A 19,973-nucleotide genomic window follows, 5' to 3' on the forward strand; every position below is an offset into this window, starting at 1 on the left:
CGCTCTCAGCAGGATGCACATTGAACATCCGAGCTCATGCGCGGGCGCAGATAGTACGTCTCTGACATGTTGATGTTGTCAAAAGCGGCTGCAAGTCCCATTGCTGCTTTGCCGTCCGCGCTCCAGGCGATCACCGGGCGATAGTCGAGCTCGCTTTCCACCCGCACAATAAAGGTGTCGCGAATTTTCAGCGCAGTCGGGACGCTGGTCACTGTCCCCTTGAGAGCAGCGCGGCTGAAAACCCCGTTTGCCATCTTGCGGGACCATACGACCTGAGCCTTGGGGGTCGCTTCGTCTGTCAAATAGATGCCGGTCACGGCAATACGCGGCGCGGAGCGGCCATATGGCTGGAGCACGGCGCTTCCGATCTGCATGATTGCATCGAGTTCTGCCGGGGTTACGTCGGCATTCTGGGCAACGAGGTCGGCTACCATGGATCCGATCCGGCTGACTTTCTTGTTGTTTTCGATCGCCTGCGAAACCTCCATCGAAAGGAAGTAGAATATCAGTAGAAACGGAACGATCAGTGCAAATTCGACAACTGCAACGCCCTGTCGATCCTTGACCAAGCGCAAGATCCAGTCACGCATCGCTGCCCCCAGATAGATGGCCGTCATTCTTCAAACGGCTCGTTCTGCCACGTCACAGTGGCGTAGTGCAGTGTCTTGCCGTCTGGCAGATTGGACATTGCCTTGCGCATGAGGTCTGTCATCACCGGCCATCGATAAAAAACGCGCAACTGGTTCTTCGACTGGGCATCGCCCAGGGCGATCTTGAAGTCCTTGACGTCGAGATCACCATCCGGCTTGAACTTGACCTTGTGATCGGCTGCCTGCTTGAAGGTCGCATGTGATCGCAGGTCGATTTCCAGCCCGGGGCAGCCTTTTGATACGACAATCTGCAGCGGTTCGCAGATCATGTCGCGTAGTTTGTATTGCAGATCCGTCGGGTTGATGTCTGCAGCCCGGATCTGGCCGGTGCGGAATTTGCGTGCAACATCATCCGTCACGCTGGTCATGACCTGTTGTGCCGCAAACGAGATGCAGCTTTCCAGGATGGCGAAAACCAGAAGGCAGAAGGGAAGGGCAAGTGCTGCAAATTCGATCGCCACATTTCCATCGACGCTACGCCTGAAGCGATGGAAAATGGAACGGGAAGTTTGTGACTTCGTCGTTGCCCCGTGTGGCGTGTTATTGTTGACCATCTAAACGCACTCGCCCCTCAAAGATCATTGCGTACACTAGCCGGCGCGAGTTGAATTCCCGTTCTGACGGACGCTAAAAGTTTATTGGGCGAATTAGCGGCTTCTTAAGCTGCCAGAATGACGCGAGTTTACCTGTCGCCGCCAAGGGTATTTTCCGACATCTGCTCAGCTTCGCTCTTGTAGGAGCTTTCGCAATAGGGAGTGCAGGACAGCGTCTGCACATTGGCGCGACGGTAGACGCGTACTGAATCAGCCACACTGCGCGAGACGACGATCTGCTCATCGACGATGGGCATGCCGTCACGGTCCAGAATGACAAGATTGGTCACACCGAAGCCCTTGCCAGTCAGAACGATCGTGGAAGCGTCCTGCACAGATGCGTCCGCGATGTTCGGATTGCCGATCACGATGGTGTCTGCGGGCCGGGCCAGCTTCACGATCTTCGCCTGATTGATCACAACCCTGATTGTCTCGCTTGCGTTTGCCGGTGCAGCAGCGAGCATCGCCACTGCTATGAGCATGGCCCGGCAGATACGTTTCGCGATGTACGGCTGCATGTGAGCTGCCCCCAAGGTTCAATTGCTCAAGTGAAAATGAATGAGATTGGTGAAGCAAGGGTTAAGCCAGATTGCGGGGCGGTTGATATAAGGTAAAAATGAAAGAGATCATTAACCAGTAAGGCCGGTTGAAATAAGAAAGAATTTGGTAATTGTGTTTTTTAAGTCGATTGCAAGAGCTTCATCCTAGTGTGCAGTCAATCCGATCGACACATTACAGAAATGTTGACGGATGTGCTGTAAACACATTGGGTAAGGAACCTGAAATGGCTAAGATTCTTGCACGCTTTGCAAAAGACGAATCCGGCGCAACCGCCATCGAATACGGTCTGATCGCTGCTCTGATCGGTCTTGCAATCGTTGTTGGCGCTGGCGCGCTTGGCAATGGGCTGAATGACCAGTTCTCTAAGATTTCTGACTGCATTAGTGATACTAAAAACTGTGTGCCGGCAGGCGAGTAAATATTCCTAAAATGGCCGCCCTCAAGGCGGCCATTTTACTTCAGATATACTGTAAGATTAAGAGCAGCTTCGATAATTGGCGATTCAAGCTGAGTTGATGGTATAACGATGCTGCAAGCCCTCATTTTCGTGGTCTTCCCATTCTGTATGTTGTTTGCCGCACTCTCCGACATGCTGTCGATGACGATTGCAAACCGCGTTTCCATACTTCTTGTCGCTACTTTTGCAGTCGTCGCGCCGATGGCGGGCATGGACTGGGCGACCTATGGCTGGCACTTCGCCGCTGCGATGCTGATCCTGATGGTCACGTTCACGCTTTTTGCTCTTGGCGGCATGGGCGGCGGTGACGCCAAGATGATGGCTGCTACGGCATTGTGGATGGGGTTTTCATTCGAATTACTGCAATACCTTGTCTACGCAGCGCTAATAGGCGGTCTTTTGACGTTCTTTTTGCTGCTTTACCGTGGGTCTGTTCTTGCGGCCTTTACAGGACACAATCTGTTCTTGAAGAACTTTGCCGATGCCCGCCAGGGCGTTCCTTATGGGATTGCGTTGGGGATCAGCGGCTTGAGCGTCTATCCTTCAACATATCTGGCGCAATGGGCGTTGATGAGCCTCGTTTAGGTTGATCGCCGCGTTGCCGAACTTCACGAATTTAGGAAAACATTAATCACGAATGTAAGTGATCCATTAACCTTAATTTGACGATTGCTCCGTCAATGTCGAACCGGGCTTGGTGAATGCCGAGAGAGGTTCCAGGGAATGGCTCCATCGCGCGTGATAATTTTGGGCGTTGCCGTCGCTACGGCGATTGGTGCCGGCTATGTGGCAAAGCGCATGGCGACGCCATCCGCGCCGCTGGTGATTGAAGCGGCGGTGAAGGAACCAGCTATCCGTCTGACAGAAGTTCTCGTCCTGCAAGGCGATGTGCAGATGGGTTCTGGTGTTAGCAGCGCTCTGGCCTGGCAGTCCTGGCCGGCGAATGGTGTCAGTGACGGATTCATCCTGCGCGAGAGCGAGCCCGACGCGCTCGACGAATTGAGCGGTGCCATCGCACGCGTTCCTCTTTATGATGGCGAGCCGCTGCGAAGGTCGAAGCTGATCGGTCAGGGTCAGAGTTTCATGTCCTCGATCCTTCCATCTGGCAAGCGCGCTGTCGCCACGCAGATCGCAGCTGACACTTCTGCTGGCGGTTTCATTCTTCCCAATGATTTTGTCGACGTCATCATGACTCGCCGCGCGAGCGACGGCGACAGTGACGGCTTCATTACCGAGACGGTTCTACGCAATATTCGGGTCTTGGCGATCGATCAGGCCATTCAAGAGGATGAAGAGGGCCGTCGCGTCCGCGTGGGCAGTACGGCAACGCTGGAGCTGACCCCCCAGCAGGCAGAGATCATCACTGTTGCCCAGCAGATGGCCGACCGCCTGACTCTGGCCCTTCGTGCTCTGGTCGATACGCAGGAGATGATCGTTGAAGAGGCGGATTATCTTGTTTCAGGACAGGGACGGCGCGGAACCGTGCGCCTGATCCGCTCGGGCGAAGTCAGCGAAGTGGGGGCCCGCAAATGACCATGACCACTCCAATCGGCAAGCTGTGCAAGCGTGCGGCAACATCCCTTCTCGGGATTTCGTTTGTCGCAATGGCCACGGTGTCCACCGCCACTTTCACGTTGACTGGCGCGGCGCAAGCTCAGGCGACCGTCAAGGTTAGTTCTCAGGCAGCCGTGCAGCAGATCAGGCTTGGCCTCAACAAATCGGCGGTCATCGACCTACCGCGCGACGCTTACGACATTCTCGTCGCCAATCCCGGCGTCGCAGACGCTGTAACGCGAACGGCCCGACGCATCTATCTGTTTGGCAAGCAGATTGGCGATACCAACATTTTTGTGTTCGGACCGAATGGTGAGCAGATCGCCAGCCTGGACGTGCGCATTGAGCGGGACGTTTCCGGGCTCGATGCCCATCTGCGCCGTTTTCTACCCAACGCGGACATCAGGTCCGAACTGATGAACGACAACGTGATCCTGACCGGAACGGTTCAGACGCCTCTCGACGCGAAGCGCGCCGAAGATCTGGCACGCCTTTTTGTCTCCGGCGGTGAAGCGACGACCGGCCAGTACTCACAGGCCGCGTCCGGTGGCGGTAGTGTCAGAATCAGTGATCCGGACAGTTCGCGCCTTACGAGCTCCATCGTCAACATGCTGCAGGTTGTTGGGGAAGATCAGGTCACTCTGAAGGTGACCGTCGCTGAAGTCAGCCGCACCGTCCTGAAGCAACTGGGCGTCAATCTGATAGGCCAGGGCAGTTTCGATGGCATTAGTTGGGGTGTTGAAACGGCTCTTGCGCCGGTGGGGGCACCTGCTGGCGCATCGCTTGGCGGTTCGCTTCTCAAGTCATCGATCCAGGCAATTGAACAATCCGGTGCCATGCGCACTTTGGCCGAGCCAACCTTGACCGCTGTTTCAGGCGAGCAGGCAACATTCCGGGTCGGCGGCGAGTACAATATCGTGGCCAATGTCACCAATGAGGACGGGCGCACCACTCGCAGCATTGAAAAGATCGAATACGGCATCGGTCTGGAGTTTTTGCCGGTTGTGCTTTCACCCGGACGGATCAGCCTCAAGGTGCGGACGGCAGTTTCCGAGCCGACGCCTGAAGGTGCGGTGGCGGTTCAGGGTGAAAACATCCTGTCCCTGCGCAAGCGGCTGGCCGACACCACCGTGGAGTTGCCATCCGGCGGCACGATGATGATAGCCGGTCTCGTGAACGACAATGTGCGTCAGGTTTACAACAAGGTGCCCGGCCTTTCGAAAGTTCCCGTGCTGGGCACGCTTTTTCGCAGCCGCGAATTCACGCGCAACGAAACCGAGCTTGTCATTCTCGTGACGCCCTATCTGTCGCGGCCTGCGGCTCGCAACGAAATGGCGCGCCCTGATGACAATTTCACGCCCGCCAGCGATGGCGCGGGCATGTTTCTCGGACGGGTCAATCGCGTCTACGGGACAATGAAAACCGACAAGCCTGCTGGGCGCTATCATGGCGTCGTCGGCTTCATCTACAAGTGATCGGAACGCTGCCATGTCCATCGGTTTCAAGACGAACACGCCGCGAATGTCAGCTTTGATCGTGCTCGCTGCCGGCCTGATGACTGGTTGCGCCAATCGCGACAGCATCACGGTTGGCTCGGTTCCGGATGACTACCGCACCAATCACCCGATCGTCGTCGCGGAGCGCGACAAGGTGATCGACATCCCGGTCGGCATTGCCGACAGCCGAATGACCAACATTCAGCAGACTGCGCTTGATGGGTTCATCGACAATTACGACCGCCGCGTTGCGCCGTTGGTCATGGTGATGGTGCCATATGGTTCTGCCAACCAGACTGCTGCCTCCCATGTGTCTCAGGACATGATCAAGCGGCTGCGTTCGGCGGGCGTGCCTGAGGGCAAGATCGTTCATCAGCCATACGATGCCAGCAATGCGTCAGAGAATGCTCCGGTTCGGCTCGTCTACAAGCAGATGAGAGCTTCGACCGGACCGTGTGGCCGCTGGCCCGACGACATGCTGAACGACAGCGATAACAAGCATTGGGCAAATTTCGGGTGCTCTTACCAGAACAACCTGGCGGCGCAGATTGCAAATCCGGCGGATCTTCTGGGGCCCCGCCAGAGCGACCAGATCGACACGGAGCGACGCAGCAAGGCGATCAACGACTATCGTCGGCGTGATGCATCGTGGAAGCCGAATATCAATTATTGACGAGACCGGGGGCTACGACATGGGCAACCTAGCGTTCGATTCCGATCCGGGATCAATCAGCGCCAGCGAGAGCGAAGTCTCGGCGATGCGCGATCTGCGCCCGATCCCACGCATTTCCATCCAGGCGTTTTGTGAGACGGAAGGGGTCGCTGATCCGGTGGAACGTGCGGCTGGCGACCGCCGGATGGCAAAGGCGCATCTCAAGGTGCACCGCGGCGGCATTGCCACTGCGATCGAATTCTACCACACGGCGCAGACGCCCAATCTCATCGTGGTGGAGTCGCGCGAGGAACCGCAGCAACTGCTGGAATCGCTGGGCAAATTATCCGAGGTCTGCGATCCTTCATCGAAGGTGGTGGTGATCGGTCACTACAACGATGTCTGGCTCTATCGCGAACTGATCCGCTTCGGAATTTCCGAATACATCGTTGCGCCGGTTACCATGGCCGACGTGATCTCTGTGATTTCGTCCATCTATGTCGACCCGAATGCGGCACCGGTTGGTCGCTCGATCGCGTTCATCGGTGCCAAGGGCGGGGTCGGTTCGTCAACGATTGCCCACAACATCGGCTGGACGATGTCCTCCCTGTTCAGTTCCGAGGTCGTGGTCGCCGATCTCGATCTTGCATTCGGCACCGCCAACATCAATTTCGATCAGGATCCGGCTCAGGGAATTGCGGAGGCGGTATTTTCGCCGGAGCGCATTGATGAGGTCTATCTCGACCGACTTCTGGCGCAGTGCGCCGAGCGTCTTTCCCTGCTTGCAGCGCCGTCGATGCTCGACCGGACCTATGATTTCGATGCAGATGCATTCACGCATATCATTGAGGTTGCGCAGCGCACGGCACCTCTGCTGATCCTCGATGTGCCTCATGTCTGGAGCGGCTGGTCACGCGCCGTCCTCATGCAGGCCGATGAGATCGTCATCACGGCAACGCCAGAACTCGCCAACCTGCGTAACACCAAGAACCTGGTTGATACGTTGCGCAAGCTTCGGCCCAATGACGCGCCTCCCAAACTCGTCATCAACCAGGCGGGAGTGCCAAAGCGCCCCGAAATCAGCGCCGACGATTTCGTCGAGCCACTGGAGGTGACGCCGCTTGCAGTTATTCCGTTTGAACCTGCGCTTTTTGGCACCAGTGCAAATAATGGCCGAATGCTGGGTGAGATGGATGCACAGCATGCAATCGTCAAGACGATCAACGAGATGGCCCATGTGCTGACGGGCCGCTCCGAGATCAAAACAAGGAAGAAGGCGGGCCTTGGCGAGCTTCTCGCCCGGCTGCGTAAGAAGAAATAGTGCGAGAAAGCGGAACACGCATGTTTGGCAGAAGAGGTGCAGATAGCGGTCCGCGGGACCTGACGGGAGAGCGCTCAGGCGTCCCGGCACCTACCGCATCCGATGTACTGGTTACGCCGCGCGTCGAGCCGCGCGCGACCGTGCCGGATGTCGCGCCGGCTCCTGCAAGCTACGGTCTCGATACATCGTCACTCAAGCCTCAACAGCCGCCACGTCGCGCCGCTCGAGAGCGTGGCGACAGCTACTACGACACCAAAAGCCAGGTCTTCGCCGCGCTCATCGACACCATCGATCTGTCCCAGCTTGCCAAGCTGGAGGCGGACGCCGCGCGTGAAGAAATCCGTGATATCGTCAACGACATCATCGCCATCAAGAATTTCGCGATGTCGATTTCCGAGCAGGAAGAGCTGCTCGAAGATATTTGCAACGACGTTCTGGGATATGGTCCTCTGGAGCCTCTGCTGGCCCGGGACGACATCGCGGATATCATGGTCAATGGCTCCAGGCACGTCTATATTGAAGTCGCCGGCAAGGTGGAGCAGACCAATATCCGCTTCCGCGACAACCAGCAGTTGCTCAATATCTGCCAGCGCATTGTCAGCCAGGTCGGCCGCCGCGTTGATGAATCCTCCCCCATTTGCGATGCGCGCCTGCCAGACGGTTCCCGCGTCAACGTCATCGCTCCGCCGCTGGCTATCGATGGCGCAGCGCTGACCATCCGCAAGTTCAAGAAGGACAAGCTGACGCTTGACCAGCTGGTACGCTTCGGTGCGATCTCGCCGCAGGGAGCCGAAGTTCTCAAGGTCATCGGCCGCGTCCGTTGCAATGTCATCATTTCCGGCGGTACCGGTTCCGGCAAGACGACATTGCTCAACTGCCTGACCAACTATATCGACCGTGATGAGCGCATCATCACCTGCGAAGACTCTGCCGAATTGCAGCTTCAGCAGCCGCATGTCGTGCGCCTCGAAACCCGGCCGCCGAATCTTGAAGGCGAGGGTGAGGTCACGATGCGTGATCTGGTGAAGAACTGTTTGCGCATGCGGCCTGAACGCATTGTCGTCGGTGAAGTGCGCGGCTCTGAGGTCTTCGATCTCCTTCAGGCGATGAACACCGGCCACGACGGATCGATGGGTACGATCCACTCGAACAGCCCGCGCGAATGTCTCAATCGCATCGAGTCCATGATTGCCATGGGCGGCTTTTCGCTGCCACAGAAGACGGTGCGCGAGATCATCGTCGGCTCGGTCGACATCATCATCCAGGCGGCACGTCTGCGTGACGGCTCGCGCCGCATCACCCATGTGACCGAGGTGATCGGTATGGAGGGCGATGTCATCATCACGCAGGATCTCATCAATTATTCGATGAAGGGCGAGGACGCGCAGGGTCGTATCATCGGTGAGCACGTTTCAACCGGCATCAGTCGACCCGCTTTCTGGGACCGCGCTCGCTACTACGGTGAAGAAGCGCGGCTGGCGAGCGCGCTGGAAGCGATGGAAACGGCGACAACATGAGTGCTGATTTCGCGGCGACCGACAGCAGGAAGGAAAGAACGTAGATGTTCGGTCTGGACAGTTCGATGCTGCTGTTTGTTGTGCTGGCCACGCTCAGCGTCGGTTTTCTTGCCTATGCGATTTTCTTTTCCACGATCCAGAGCGAAAAGAAGGTCGGTCGTCGGCTGGACACGATCAAGCGCGCGGACACTGACCGGGCCACCGCAAAGGCGTCGCGTGACCGCGTTGCAGAGGCGGCACGTCGGCGTAAATCCGTTCACGATTCACTGAAGGATCTTGAGCAGCGCCAGACCGCGCGTGACAATAATATGCGCAAGCCGCCGCTCAAGATTCAGATACGTCAGGCTGGCATGGACGTGACCATGCAGCGCTTCTACATCTATTCTGCGGCGTGTGGCGTTGTTGTTGCGCTGCTGGCTTTGCTTGCGGGTGGGGGGTGGCTTGTCGCGATCGGCGCGCTCGTCGCAGGGGCGCTGGGTTTGCCGCGCTGGTTTGTCAGTTTCCGGCGCGCGCGCCGCGTAAAGGCGTTTCTCGCCGAGTTTCCCAATGCTTTGGACGTCGTCGTTCGCGCGGTGAAATCGGGCCTGCCGCTGAACGATGCGGTTCGTCTGATTGCTTCTGAATCCCCGGAGCCTGTTCGATCCGAATTCCGTCGGGTGGTCGAATCGCAGCAATTGGGCTTGTCGTTGCCGGATGCGGTTCTGCGCATGCCGGAAACGATGCCCTGCCCGGAAGCCAGTTTCTTTGGCATCGTCATTCAGATTCAGAGCCAGGCCGGCGGCAATCTTTCCGAGGCATTGGGCAATCTGTCCAAGGTTCTACGCGACCGCAAGAAGATGAAGGCAAAGATCCAGGCGCTTTCGATGGAGGCCAAGGCGTCGGCCGTCATCATCGGCGCGCTGCCGTTCATCGTTGCCTTCCTCGTCTACATGTCCAGCCCCGGCTACATCATGCCGCTCTTCGTTCACCCCACCGGGCACCTGATCCTCGCTTTCTCGGCGGTGTGGATGTCCATGGGCATCTTCGTGATGCGCAAGATGATGAATTTCGACATTTGAGAGGGCGCAGTCGATGATCGAGCAGATTTCGAGATCGCTCACCGATCCAAGTTTCATGGTGGCGCTGGTCGTAGCGATCGCGGTTTTTGTCACCATGTTCACGGCCCTGCCAGCCTTGGGGGCAGATCCGCTCAAGGCTCGGATGAAGTCGGTCGCGCTGGAGCGCGACGAACTGCGCGCGAAGCAACGTGCGCGCCTCGCCGCCGAGGCGGACCGAAAGCGTCGGGGCCTGCGCGAGCAGGAATCCGTCGGCATGCGCAACATCGTCGAGCGGCTTGATTTGCGTCGTGCGCTTGCCGATGAGGCAACATTGGCCAAGCTGAAAGAGGCAGGCTTCCGCGGTCAGAACCCGCTGACGAAGTTTCTGTTTTTCCGCCTTGTCCTGCCGTTCGTGTTTCTGGCGCTGGCAGTGGCCTATGTCTTTTTTCTAGGCGGCCTTCCCCAGCAGCCGCCTGTGATGAAGATGTTTGTCTGTATCGTCGCTGCCTATGCCGGATTTTATGCACCGGTTCTTTATGTCTCCAACCGCGCTAGCAAGCGTAAGGCGTCAATCCAGCGTGCCTGGCCCGACGCGCTGGATCTGATGCTGATCTGCGTGGAGTCAGGCGTTTCGGTCGAGGCTGCATTCAGACGTGTTGCCGAGGAAATTGGCGGGCAATCTGTAGAACTGGCGGAAGAATTCGTGCTCACCAATGCGGAGCTGTCCTTCCTGCAGGAGCGAAAGCAAGCCTATGACAATCTTGCGGCGCGGACCGGTCTGGAATCGGTGAAAAGTGTTACGCAGGCGCTCACTCAGGCGGAGCGTTACGGCACTCCGGTCGCTCACGCCTTGCGCGTTTTGTCAGCCGAAAGCCGGGACATGCGCATGAACGAGGCGGAGAAGAAGGCTGCAGCACTGCCGCCCAAGCTGACAGTGCCGATGATCCTGTTCTTCCTGCCGGTCCTTTTCGCCGTGATCCTCGGCCCTGCCGGAATCCAGGTGTCTGAGCGCGGCTTGTTTCCGGGATAGGCCGGCATCCCTCGTGAAAGGGACGTCGATCAGTTTTACGAAGCCTGAGCGTCTCGCGGCGTTGCCTCCGGGTTTTCCGCGGCGACAGGTTGCTCAGTGCGCTCAGCGGTGCGCACACGCCGCCGTTCGCTGTAGCGCTCCTGCACGATCCGTACGCGCTTGACGCGGCGCGGATCTGCGTCGAGGACATGGAACTCAAAGCCAGGGATCGCCTGCACGACTTCTCCGCGCGCCGGCACACGTCCGAGCGCATTGAAGATCAGCCCGCCGATCGTGTCGACATATTCGGCATGTTCGCCCGGCACGAACGCATTGCCGATGGCTGCTGCCACATCGTCGATTTCTGCCTTGGCATCGACCACGAAAACCCCGTCAGCCGTCTTGTTGATCAGCGGCGCTTCGTCCTCGTCGTGCTCGTCCTCGATGTCGCCAACCACCATTTCGACGATGTCCTCAAGCGAGGCCAATCCGTCAGTGCCGCCATATTCGTCGATCACCAGCGCCATCTGGATGCGCGCGGCCTGCATGCGGGCCATCAGGTCGGAAGCCAGCATGGACGGCGGCACGAACAGGACCGGCCGCACGATGCCGAGCTCATTTACCGATTTGGAAAGGTCGACATTGAGCAGGTCCAGCGGCGTCGTGGTGCCATTGGCCACTTTCTTGGTTCTGCCGCGCTTCTGCTTGGCGGCGCGGGTGATGAAGCCAACGACGTCGCGGATGTGAACCATGCCGCGCGGATCATCAAGGGTTTCGTGATAGACGGGCATACGCGAGCGGCCCGATTCTTCGAACAGCATCAGAAGGTCGCCGAGAGACGTCGACATATCGATCGCCTCAATATCCGTGCGTGGAACCATGACATCCTCTACCCGCAGTTCACGCAGGCTCAGGATATTGTTGAGCATGGCGCGCTCAGCCGGCGAAAATGACGCCTCGGTCTCCGCCGTAGCCTCGTCGGACAGTGCGTCCTCCAAGTCTTCACGAAGACTCGTTCCGTTGCGCGGTCTGAACCGTGCAGCCAGTCGTTCAAAGAATGTGGATTTCGCGCCGAATCGATCGGCGATCGTACTAGGGGAATCGTCGGATTGTTCCGAGCCCTTGTCGCCATCCTGCTGCGCAAGTGGGACTGTCTGTGAGTTTTCGTTCATCGTCTCGTCGTGTTTGGACTAACTGCAGTTAATCGTATGGATCGGGAATGGCAAGCTTTGCAAGCACAACGCGCTCCAGTGCCTCCATTTCCTCAGCCTCGTCTTCGGTTTCATGGTCAAAACCTAGAAGATGAAGCAGGCCATGTACAATCAGATGCGTTAAATGGTGCTCCAAAGGCTTGTTTTCCAGTGCTGCCTCCCGGAGGATCGTTTCACGGGCCAGCACGATGTCGCCCAGCATGGGTGGCAGTTCTTCTTCGGACCCAATATCAAAGGCCGGAAAGGATAGCACGTTGGTCGGCTTGTCCTTGCTCCGCCATTGTGCGTTGAGTGCCTGAATATGCGCATCGTCCGTAAAGAGCAGGCTCAGTTCACTGGCCTGATCATCGGCGAAGTCGAATTGCTCCAGCGTAGCTTCGGCGGCTGCGCGCGCTATGGCAAGTAGAGCACTTTCGTCACCCCAGTCGCCCGCCTCCAGTGAAATGTCGATATCCAGCATAGGGCGCTACTTGGTTCCATACATGCGGTCGCCGGCGTCTCCGAGGCCTGGCAGGATGTAGCCTTTTTCGTTGAGCTTGTCGTCGATGGACGCGGTGAAGACCGCAACGTCCGGATGCGCGGACGTAAAGCGTTCGATCCCTTCAGGCGCGGCGAGCAGGCACAGAAACCGGATATTGGTCGCGCCGCGTTCCTTCAGCTTGTCGATGGCGGCAATTGCCGAGTTGGCCGTCGCCAGCATCGGATCAACGACGATCACCAGACGGTCAGCCAGATTGCTGGGGGCTTTGAAGAAATACTCGACCGCCTGCAATGTGTCATGGTCGCGATACAGCCCGATATGGGCGACGCGCGCGGCAGGTACCAGGTCCAGCATACCGTCGAGCAGGCCGTTGCCCGCGCGCAGGACGGATGCGAACACCAGCTTCTTGCCCTCAAGCGTTGGCGCTTCCATCGTCATCATCGGTGTTTCGATGGTCCGCGTGGTCAGTTCCAGGTCGCGGGTTACTTCATAGCATAAAAGCAGCGATATTTCCCGCAGCAGGCGGCGAAAGCCGGCGGTTGAGGTTTCCTTGTCTCGCATGATCGTCAGCTTGTGCTGGACCAGCGGATGGTTGACGACGGTAACGCCCTTCATATGCCTCGCTCCATGATTATTGCTATCGATCCTAGCCGCCGCCGGGGAGTAGAGATAGCGCAACGCGCCTGCAGCCACAGTTTTTGCGTGATGGGAAGCGGATGTCAAAGCATCTGTCATTTTGGCTGAAAAAGCGTTAGAGACGCGCCATGGAACTCAACGATACGATCACTCACGACGAAACGGCCCCAGCCGAGGCGGCGACTGCGTCTTCCAAAAAGGTCTTCATGAAGACCTATGGCTGCCAGATGAACGTCTACGATTCCCAGCGCATGTCTGATGCGCTGGCGGTTGAAGGCTACCAGCCGACCGAGACGATAGACGAGGCCGACCTCGTCCTGATCAATACCTGCCACATTCGCGAGAAGGCGGCGGAGAAGGTCTACTCGCAACTTGGCCGCCTTCAGAAGATGAAGAAGGAGCGCGCCGCGCTTGGCCGGGACATGATGGTGGGGGTTGCCGGCTGCGTTGCGCAGGCCGAAGGCGATGAGATCATCCGCCGCGCTCCCGTCGTCGATCTCGTGATTGGCCCGCAAACCTATCACCGTCTTCCTGATGTCGTGCGAAAGGCGCGTGCGGGCGAGAAAGTGGTCGAGACGGAATATGCCGTCGAAGACAAGTTCGAACACTTGCCGACCGCTCCTCGAAAAGTGGTGCGCAGTCGCGGTGTCACTGCGTTCCTGACCGTCCAGGAAGGCTGCGACAAGTTCTGCACCTTCTGCGTTGTGCCCTACACCCGCGGCTCGGAAGTTTCGCGTCCCGTGGCACAGATCGTTGCAGAGGCGCGGCAACTGGCCGAGGCAGGGGTGCGCGAAGTCACGCTGCTGGGGCAGAACGTCAATGCCTGGCACGGGGAAGGTCCGGCTGGTGCCGAATGGGGGCTGGGTCAGCTCCTGTTCGAACTGGCCAAGATCCCCGGCATCGCCCGGCTGCGCTATACGACCAGTCATCCGCGCGACATTGACGACGCATTGATCGAGGCACATCGCGATCTCGATATTCTGATGCCCTATCTGCATCTCCCAGTTCAGTCTGGCTCCGACCGCATCCTCAAGGCGATGAACCGCAAGCATACAGCGGCCGACTATCTGCGTCTGATCGAGCGCATCCGGGCCGTGCGCCCCGATATTGCGATGTCAGGCGATTTTATCGTCGGTTTTCCTGGTGAAACTGACGAAGATTTCGACGCGACCATGCAACTCGTTCGTGAGGTCGACTACGCCCAGGCATTCTCGTTCAAATATTCGCCCCGCCCCGGAACTCCCGGCGCCGATCTTGGTTCTCACGTCGTGGAGAGCGTCAAGGATGAGCGGTTGCAGCTTTTGCAGGCATTGTTGTTCAAGCAGCAGCGCGATTTCGCCGCCAGCCTCGTCGGCAGGGAGCTGGATGTTCTGGTTGAGAAGCCCGGTCGTGAGCCGGGCCAGCGCGTTGGCCGTTCGCCGTGGCTTCAGCCGGTAATTGTTGATGAAAACGCGGGCGAAATCGGTGACATTGTAACGGTACGAATCACGAAGGCAGGTTCCAACAGCCTCTTTTCCGAGCCCGTTTAGGTGGAAAAGGGCGTCAATGGGGAGAATCGCTTGAGCGCCGCAACAGACGTGAAGCAATCGCCTTCCGGGGCGTCGGACATGGCGCATATCGTTCTGAATTTCGATAACAACAAACATGCCAGTGCGCTGTACGGACAGTTTGATGAAAACCTTGCGCGGATCGAGCAGAAGCTCGGGGTCGATATCCGCTCCAAGGGCAATCAACTGTCGGTCAAGGGTGATGCGGTAGCTGCCGATCAGGCGCGTCGCGCGCTGGACTATCTCTATGAACTTCTCGAAAAGGGTCACGAACTGACCCCGTCGGACGTCGATGGCGCGGTCCGCATGGCGATTGCGGCTGACGACCAGCTGACCCTGCCGACATTGGAGCGCAAGGGAAAAGTGGCTGCCGCGCAGATTTCCACCCGCAAGCGCACCATCTATGCCCGTTCTGCCAACCAGGACGCCTATATGCGTGCGCTGGAGCGTTCAGAGTTGGTTTTCGGCATCGGACCTGCCGGCACGGGCAAGACCTATCTGGCCGTTGCTCACGCCGCCATGCTCCTTGAACGTGGGCTGGTCGAGAGGATTGTCCTGTCGCGTCCGGCCGTTGAGGCGGGCGAGCGGCTGGGTTTCCTGCCCGGCGACATGAAGGAGAAGGTCGACCCCTATCTGCGGCCGCTTTACGATGCCCTGTATGACATGATGCCCGCCGACAAGGTCGAGCGCGCCATAGCGGCCGAGGTCATCGAGATCGCGCCTTTGGCATTCATGCGCGGTCGCACGCTGCGCAATGCCGCCGTCATCCTGGACGAGGCACAAAATACCACACCGATGCAGATGAAGATGTTCCTCACCCGTCTGGGCGAAAACGGGCGGATGATTGTGACTGGCGATCCGAGCCAGATCGACCTTCCATCGAACACAAAGTCCGGACTGGTCGAGGCGCTGCAGGTTCTGGAAGGTGTCAGCGGCATCGTCACGGTGCGTTTCAACGATGTTGACGTCGTTCGTCATCCGCTCGTCGCGGAAATCGTGCGCGCCTATGATCGACATGGCAGTGGTGCCGGACCCAAAGGCAGGCTTGACGTCTGATCCGATGAGCCGCCGGAGCGGGAGTTGCGATCTACGCCGTTATTGATAACGATCCCGTGTCAACGGGAGCCGGCGGGAAGCGACTTGCCGAATGCCTGAACGCCCGCGCGCGCGGCATGAAACGTCGTGATCCAGTGTGCGGGAATCGGGCGAGGCTCGAGAACCCGGCCTTTGGGTTCGAGGACGACTTCGCCGCCTGCGCCCCGCGCTGCCAGTTGCGCGCAGCCGAGTGCGGTCAGTTCCGGTTCGTCGGAGATCAGGATCGGCGTGCCAAGGATGTCGGCGAGAAACTGGCAGAACCATGGATTGCGGCTCATGCCGCCGTCGATGCTGATTGGCCCTGTCCCCGTCGCAATCGATGACATCGCGGCCTTCACTTCGGCGACGCGGAAGGCGATGCCTTCAAGCACGGCCTGCACCATGTCGGTCTTGCTTGTGTCCAGCGCCAGGCCCATCCACGCACCCCGTGCGCTGCGGTCCCAGTGCGGGCAGGCAAGGCCGGCCAGTGCCGGGACGAATGCGATCCCGCGTGATATTGCCGGCTTAGCCTCGAAGTGGTTGATGTCGTCGAAGCTTGAAAACAGCCCGATCTGCCGCGCGAAATTGACCGCCGAGGATGCCGCATAGACGCCGCCGTCGAGCGCGTAGACAGGCGGCTGGCCGTCTTCCACCCATGCGATTGTGGGAAGGACGCCGGGGGCGCGTTCCAGCGTTCCGGTCAGTGTCAGCGCGAACGCGCCGGTGCCGAAGGTGATCTTGGCATCGCCGGACTTGCGCGCGCCATGACCGTACAGCGCGGCCTGCTGGTCGACGATCGACGCTGTCAGCGCATGTCCACCGGGGAGGGTGCCGAGGGAGCCCGTGGTCGGGTGAATAGCGGGCAACGCCTCGATCGGCACGCCGAACAGGCGGCAAAGCTCGCCGTCCCATTCGCAGGTTGCAAGATTGAGCAGGCTCGTTCGTGACGCTGTGCTTGGATCGGTAGCAAAAGACCCGGTCAGTCGATCGCGAAAGAAGGCATCGGTTGTGCCGAGCCGAAGGCGGCCCTGAGACAGAAGGACGTGCGCCTCGGGCACGTTTTCCATGATCCAGCCGAGCTTCGAGGCCGAAAAATACGGGTCGAGCGGCAGGCCAGCCCGCGCGAGCGTCAGCGTTTCGGACCCTTGCGCCTTGAGCGTGTTGCATCGCTTTGCGGTGCGGGCATCCTGCCAGACGATCACTGGCGAGATGGCGCGACCCGTCGCGGCATCCCATGCAAGGCAGCTCTCTCCCTGATTGGCGAGCCCGACGCAGTCGACAGCCGGTGCTGCGCTCAGGCAGGCAAGAAGGTTGGCGATCAGTTCTTCGGGATCATGCTCGACATGGTCCGGGGCAGGGTAGATCTGCCGGTGCTCGACGGAATGAATGAGGCTGATGCCGGTCTCGTCCAGCAGTAGCGCGCGGGTCGAGGTCGTGCCCTGATCGATTGCAAGAACTCTCACTGTTCCTCCAGCATGATCTCCACCGGCGCGCCGCGCGGCGGTAGCGGCAAGGTGATGCGCCGTTCGGGACGGCTGTCGATCTTCTGCGACGCATATTCGGCACCGCCGGCGCGCGCGACGATGCGGCCCTTGGCTGGTCGGTTGACGCGCAACTGCAGGCATGTGTGGGCGCGTTCGTCCGCTTCAGCGACACGTTGTGGCATCACCCAAGCGAGCGCATCGCCGGTGAGCGTTACGGGATGCGTCGTGTCTTGGCCCAAGGATCCGGCAAGTGCTGCGCGGATCGATTTTGCCACGGCGATGCCTTCAGCCCAACTCCAGCCGGCTGTTTCGACGGGGCGCAGGAGATTGCCCGCGGCAAAATAGGCCGGATCGCTGCATCTGCCGACACTGTCGATCACCGGGCCGCCGGTTGCGGCGTCCTTTGCCAGATGGCTGCCGTCGAGCAGCGCCGCTTCCGGTCGGAACTTGCCGCTGATGATGACGCCGTCCGTTTCGATGCTGCGCGTTCCACTGGGGCCGTCGATCACGATACGCTCGACGCGCTCGCGTCCCTCAATCGAACGGATCGAGGTTGAAAGATGCAGTGCGATTCCGTTGAGGCGCGGAAAGAGTGCGGCAGGCCAGCGTGCCGTTGTCTGCGGGTTCGGCTCGATCATTGCGACGGGTTCGATCCCTGCGTGACGGCAGGTCATGATCGCAGAGAAGGAAACGAGCTCGGTGCCGAGAATGACGGGGCGGCGGAACGGGCGCTTGCCTTCGAGATAGACCAGCCCCTGAAGCGCACCGGTGGGAAGAATGCCGCCTGGTTTCTCTCCGCCGATAAGACGTTGCGCGCGTGAGCTTTCACGCACGCCAGTGGATAGCAGCACGAATCTCGCGCGGATTTCAGACACGCCCGCATCGCAGGTCACCGTCACGCGCGGGCCGGGTTCAAGTCGCACGACATTGACTCCGTTGGCGATCTGGACGCCGGCTTCTTGCGCCCGTTTCACAAGGGCGCGTGCGTAGTCGGGGCCCTTCATCAGTCGGTGAAATTCGCGTATACCGAATGGATAATGGCCGCAATGGCGCGGAATCCCGCCTGCAACTGCCTCGCGCTCGACGACCAGAACCCGCGCGGTTCTGGCAAGGATTGTCGCGGCAGCGAGGCCTGCAGGTCCTGCACCAATCACAAGGACATCGGTTTCCAGCGGCAAGTTCATTACGCCTTCTCCGCCATCGGCCGGTCGAAGTGGCCTTCGGTGAGGCGGGCAAGTTCGGCCGAGCAGAAGAAGCCCTGGCAGCGGCCCATGGTGACGCGCGTGCGTCGTTTCAGGCCGGCGAGGCTGCGCGCAGGCAGGGGGCCGTCAAGCGCGGCAAGGACTTCGCGCCGAGTCGTCATCTCGCAATGGCAGACGATGCCGCCATGGCCCTCGCTCTGCCAGTCGCGCGGAAAATATTCGCTGATGTTGGAGACAACCGGCCAGGCCGGATCAGCCGGTTTGGTCAAGTCGAGTGCCGCCAGCTTCAGCACATGCTGCGCAATACCAAGGGCCGCCGACAGCCCCGTCGAGCGGATACCGCCGACGGTGATGTAGCTCTTGTCATGCGCCTTGATGCAATAGTCCTTGAACTCGGTTGCGGGGCGCAGGCCTGCATAGATCGCGCTGACCTGATGATCCCTAAGCGCGGGCAGGATTTCCTCGCCGCGCTTTTTGAGCGCTTCGAGCGTTTCGGGAACCAGTGTCGCATGTTCTCGGTCGTCCTGATCTTCCGCCGTTGGGCCGACCAGCAGGTTGCCGAAGGCGGTGCGGCAGACGACGACGCCCTTGGTGATCTTGTTGGGAACGGGCAGCAGTATGTGCGAGGCCAGTTGCGCTGCCGGCTTGTCGTAGACGACGAACTGCCCCTTGCGCGGCTTCATGTGGAAATCGCGTCGGCCGATCAGCTTTTCGTCGAGAAGATCGCCCCACAGGCCGGCCGCGTTGATGACAAGTCCGGCCTGAACCGTCCCGCGGCTTGTTTCCAGCGACCAGTCGATGCCGTCGCGGCGGCCGCCGGTCACTTCCGCGCCGCGCAGCACCTGCGCCCCGTTCTCGATCGCCTGCAGCAGATAGGCGAACGGCGCCGACCACGGGTCGATCAGATATTCGCGTGGCACGCGGAAAGCTGCCCGCGCACCCGCGCCAAGACCGGGTTCAGCACGCCGCATTGCGGCTTCACCAAGTGGCTCGACATCGGCGACGCCGTTCTGGCGTGCCTGCTCCATCAGCGAGGGAAGAAGCGCCTTTTCTTCCTCGCTCCACGCGATGACAAGCGCGCCGGATTTGATGAGGGGGAGGCCGAGACGGCCATGGATTTCGAGGTATTCGGCATAGCCCGCTGCAATACAGGCCTGTTCGAGCGACCCCACGGGCGCATCAAAACCGGTGTGCAAGATCGCGGAGTTGCCTTTGGACGCTCCATCGAGAATGTCGGACGCCTTGTCAATGATGGCGACGCTTGCGCCTTCGAGCGCAAATCGACGCGCCAGCGCGCAGCCGACGATGCCCGCGCCGATGATAGCAACGTCGAAACGTCCGGAAAGGGCGAAAACATCGTTCGACATGGAGCTTTCTGACTGTTTTGTCGCTGAAATCTGCGTGCTAATGACCGAATAGTCAATTGTGTATGAAAAATATGCCCATTTTCCCACATTAAACCCAGAGCATGTGTTGACACGGTCACTTGAG

The 19,973-nt window shown here is 59.4% G+C and carries 20 protein-coding genes; 11 read left to right on the top strand and 9 right to left on the bottom strand.

Annotated elements, in window-relative coordinates:
• Nucleotides 1-5 precede the first annotated feature (5 nt).
• From BMZ42_RS07240 to BMZ42_RS07250, 3 genes are all read right to left on the bottom strand, one after another.
• Entirely contained in the window at nucleotides 6-617 is a 612-nt protein-coding gene (locus BMZ42_RS07240) for a TadE/TadG family type IV pilus assembly protein (RefSeq protein WP_091520421.1), read from the bottom strand.
• Nucleotides 614-1,111, bottom strand: coding sequence for a TadE/TadG family type IV pilus assembly protein (locus BMZ42_RS07245; protein WP_342028928.1), 498 nt, complete (start codon nucleotides 1,109-1,111; stop codon nucleotides 614-616). Before BMZ42_RS07245 ends, BMZ42_RS07240 begins: the two co-directional genes overlap by 4 nt.
• Before the next feature lie 221 nt (nucleotides 1,112-1,332).
• Complete coding sequence (locus BMZ42_RS07250; protein ID WP_420492453.1) at nucleotides 1,333-1,761, bottom strand: pilus assembly protein N-terminal domain-containing protein; 429 nt, start codon at nucleotides 1,759-1,761, stop codon at nucleotides 1,333-1,335.
• 266 nt (nucleotides 1,762-2,027) lie between these two features.
• On the opposite strand from BMZ42_RS07250, the gene BMZ42_RS07255 reads away from it, so the two are divergent.
• From BMZ42_RS07255 to BMZ42_RS07295, 9 genes are all read left to right on the top strand, one after another.
• A complete protein-coding gene (locus BMZ42_RS07255; RefSeq protein ID WP_091520425.1) occupies nucleotides 2,028-2,222 on the top strand; it encodes a Flp family type IVb pilin in 195 nt (64 codons plus the stop codon).
• Nucleotides 2,223-2,330: 108 nt separating this feature from the next.
• Nucleotides 2,331-2,846, top strand: a complete 516-nt coding sequence (locus BMZ42_RS07260) for an A24 family peptidase (RefSeq protein ID WP_091520427.1) — start codon at nucleotides 2,331-2,333, stop codon at nucleotides 2,844-2,846.
• A 138-nt stretch (nucleotides 2,847-2,984) separates the two neighbouring features.
• Nucleotides 2,985-3,794 (top strand): Flp pilus assembly protein CpaB, encoded by an 810-nt coding sequence (gene cpaB / locus BMZ42_RS07265; protein WP_091520429.1) that lies wholly within the window; start codon nucleotides 2,985-2,987, stop codon nucleotides 3,792-3,794.
• The gene (locus tag BMZ42_RS07270) at nucleotides 3,791-5,290 is read left to right on the top strand and encodes a type II and III secretion system protein family protein (RefSeq protein ID WP_244523195.1); all 1,500 of its coding nucleotides are present in this window, start codon (nucleotides 3,791-3,793) and stop codon (nucleotides 5,288-5,290) included. The genes cpaB and BMZ42_RS07270 overlap by 4 nt, the downstream gene beginning before the upstream one ends.
• Before the next feature lie 13 nt (nucleotides 5,291-5,303).
• Nucleotides 5,304-5,984 (top strand): CpaD family pilus assembly protein, encoded by a 681-nt coding sequence (locus tag BMZ42_RS07275; protein WP_091520434.1) that lies wholly within the window; start codon nucleotides 5,304-5,306, stop codon nucleotides 5,982-5,984.
• A gap of 19 nt (nucleotides 5,985-6,003) precedes the next feature.
• Complete coding sequence (locus BMZ42_RS07280) at nucleotides 6,004-7,284, top strand: CpaE/TadZ family protein (RefSeq protein WP_091520435.1); 1,281 nt, start codon at nucleotides 6,004-6,006, stop codon at nucleotides 7,282-7,284.
• A 20-nt stretch (nucleotides 7,285-7,304) separates the two neighbouring features.
• Nucleotides 7,305-8,801 carry a TadA family conjugal transfer-associated ATPase gene (locus tag BMZ42_RS07285; RefSeq protein ID WP_091520438.1) on the top strand — a complete coding sequence of 499 codons (1,497 nt, stop codon included), beginning with the start codon at nucleotides 7,305-7,307 and terminating at the stop codon, nucleotides 8,799-8,801.
• Nucleotides 8,802-8,845: 44 nt separating this feature from the next.
• A complete protein-coding gene (locus tag BMZ42_RS07290) occupies nucleotides 8,846-9,859 on the top strand; it encodes a type II secretion system F family protein (RefSeq protein ID WP_091520440.1) in 1,014 nt (337 codons plus the stop codon).
• A 13-nt stretch (nucleotides 9,860-9,872) separates the two neighbouring features.
• Nucleotides 9,873-10,868, top strand: coding sequence for a type II secretion system F family protein (locus BMZ42_RS07295; RefSeq protein ID WP_091520442.1), 996 nt, complete (start codon nucleotides 9,873-9,875; stop codon nucleotides 10,866-10,868).
• Between the two features lie 35 nt (nucleotides 10,869-10,903).
• Here the strand turns inward: BMZ42_RS07295 and BMZ42_RS07300 are convergent, their stop codons facing one another.
• From BMZ42_RS07300 to upp, 3 genes are read right to left on the bottom strand one after another with little or no spacing between them, the layout of a single operon-like run.
• A complete protein-coding gene (locus tag BMZ42_RS07300; protein WP_091520444.1) occupies nucleotides 10,904-12,019 on the bottom strand; it encodes a hemolysin family protein in 1,116 nt (371 codons plus the stop codon).
• 28 nt (nucleotides 12,020-12,047) lie between these two features.
• The gene (gene ybeY / locus BMZ42_RS07305) at nucleotides 12,048-12,518 is read right to left on the bottom strand and encodes an rRNA maturation RNase YbeY (protein ID WP_091520446.1); all 471 of its coding nucleotides are present in this window, start codon (nucleotides 12,516-12,518) and stop codon (nucleotides 12,048-12,050) included.
• 6 nt (nucleotides 12,519-12,524) lie between these two features.
• On the bottom strand, nucleotides 12,525-13,154 hold the full coding sequence (upp, locus tag BMZ42_RS07310) for a uracil phosphoribosyltransferase (protein WP_091520449.1): 630 nt from the start codon (nucleotides 13,152-13,154) through the stop codon (nucleotides 12,525-12,527).
• Nucleotides 13,155-13,303: 149 nt separating this feature from the next.
• Here upp and miaB point away from each other — a divergent pair, with 149 nt between their 5' ends.
• Entirely contained in the window at nucleotides 13,304-14,704 is a 1,401-nt protein-coding gene (gene miaB / locus BMZ42_RS07315) for a tRNA (N6-isopentenyl adenosine(37)-C2)-methylthiotransferase MiaB (protein WP_091520451.1), read from the top strand.
• A gap of 78 nt (nucleotides 14,705-14,782) precedes the next feature.
• Nucleotides 14,783-15,778 carry a PhoH family protein gene (locus BMZ42_RS07320; protein WP_091520717.1) on the top strand — a complete coding sequence of 332 codons (996 nt, stop codon included), beginning with the start codon at nucleotides 14,783-14,785 and terminating at the stop codon, nucleotides 15,776-15,778.
• A 59-nt stretch (nucleotides 15,779-15,837) separates the two neighbouring features.
• Here the strand turns inward: BMZ42_RS07320 and BMZ42_RS07325 are convergent, their stop codons facing one another.
• Genes BMZ42_RS07325 through BMZ42_RS07335 form a run of 3 tightly spaced genes read right to left on the bottom strand, consistent with a single transcriptional unit; the run spans nucleotide 15,838 to nucleotide 19,849 of the window.
• Nucleotides 15,838-17,259: an FGGY family carbohydrate kinase gene (locus BMZ42_RS07325; RefSeq protein WP_091520453.1), complete on the bottom strand. Its 1,422-nt coding sequence runs from the start codon at nucleotides 17,257-17,259 to the stop codon at nucleotides 15,838-15,840.
• A complete protein-coding gene (locus BMZ42_RS07330; RefSeq protein WP_091520456.1) occupies nucleotides 17,256-18,464 on the bottom strand; it encodes an FAD-dependent oxidoreductase in 1,209 nt (402 codons plus the stop codon). The genes BMZ42_RS07325 and BMZ42_RS07330 overlap by 4 nt, the downstream gene beginning before the upstream one ends.
• Nucleotides 18,464-19,849 (bottom strand): NAD(P)/FAD-dependent oxidoreductase, encoded by a 1,386-nt coding sequence (locus BMZ42_RS07335; protein ID WP_091520458.1) that lies wholly within the window; start codon nucleotides 19,847-19,849, stop codon nucleotides 18,464-18,466. Before BMZ42_RS07335 ends, BMZ42_RS07330 begins: the two co-directional genes overlap by 1 nt.
• Between the last annotated feature and the right edge of the window lie 124 nt (nucleotides 19,850-19,973).

Origin of the sequence: Aquamicrobium aerolatum DSM 21857 (genome assembly GCF_900113935.1) — a bacterium.
In the GTDB taxonomy this organism is placed as follows: Bacteria; Pseudomonadota; Alphaproteobacteria; order Rhizobiales; family Rhizobiaceae; genus Aerobium; species Aerobium aerolatum.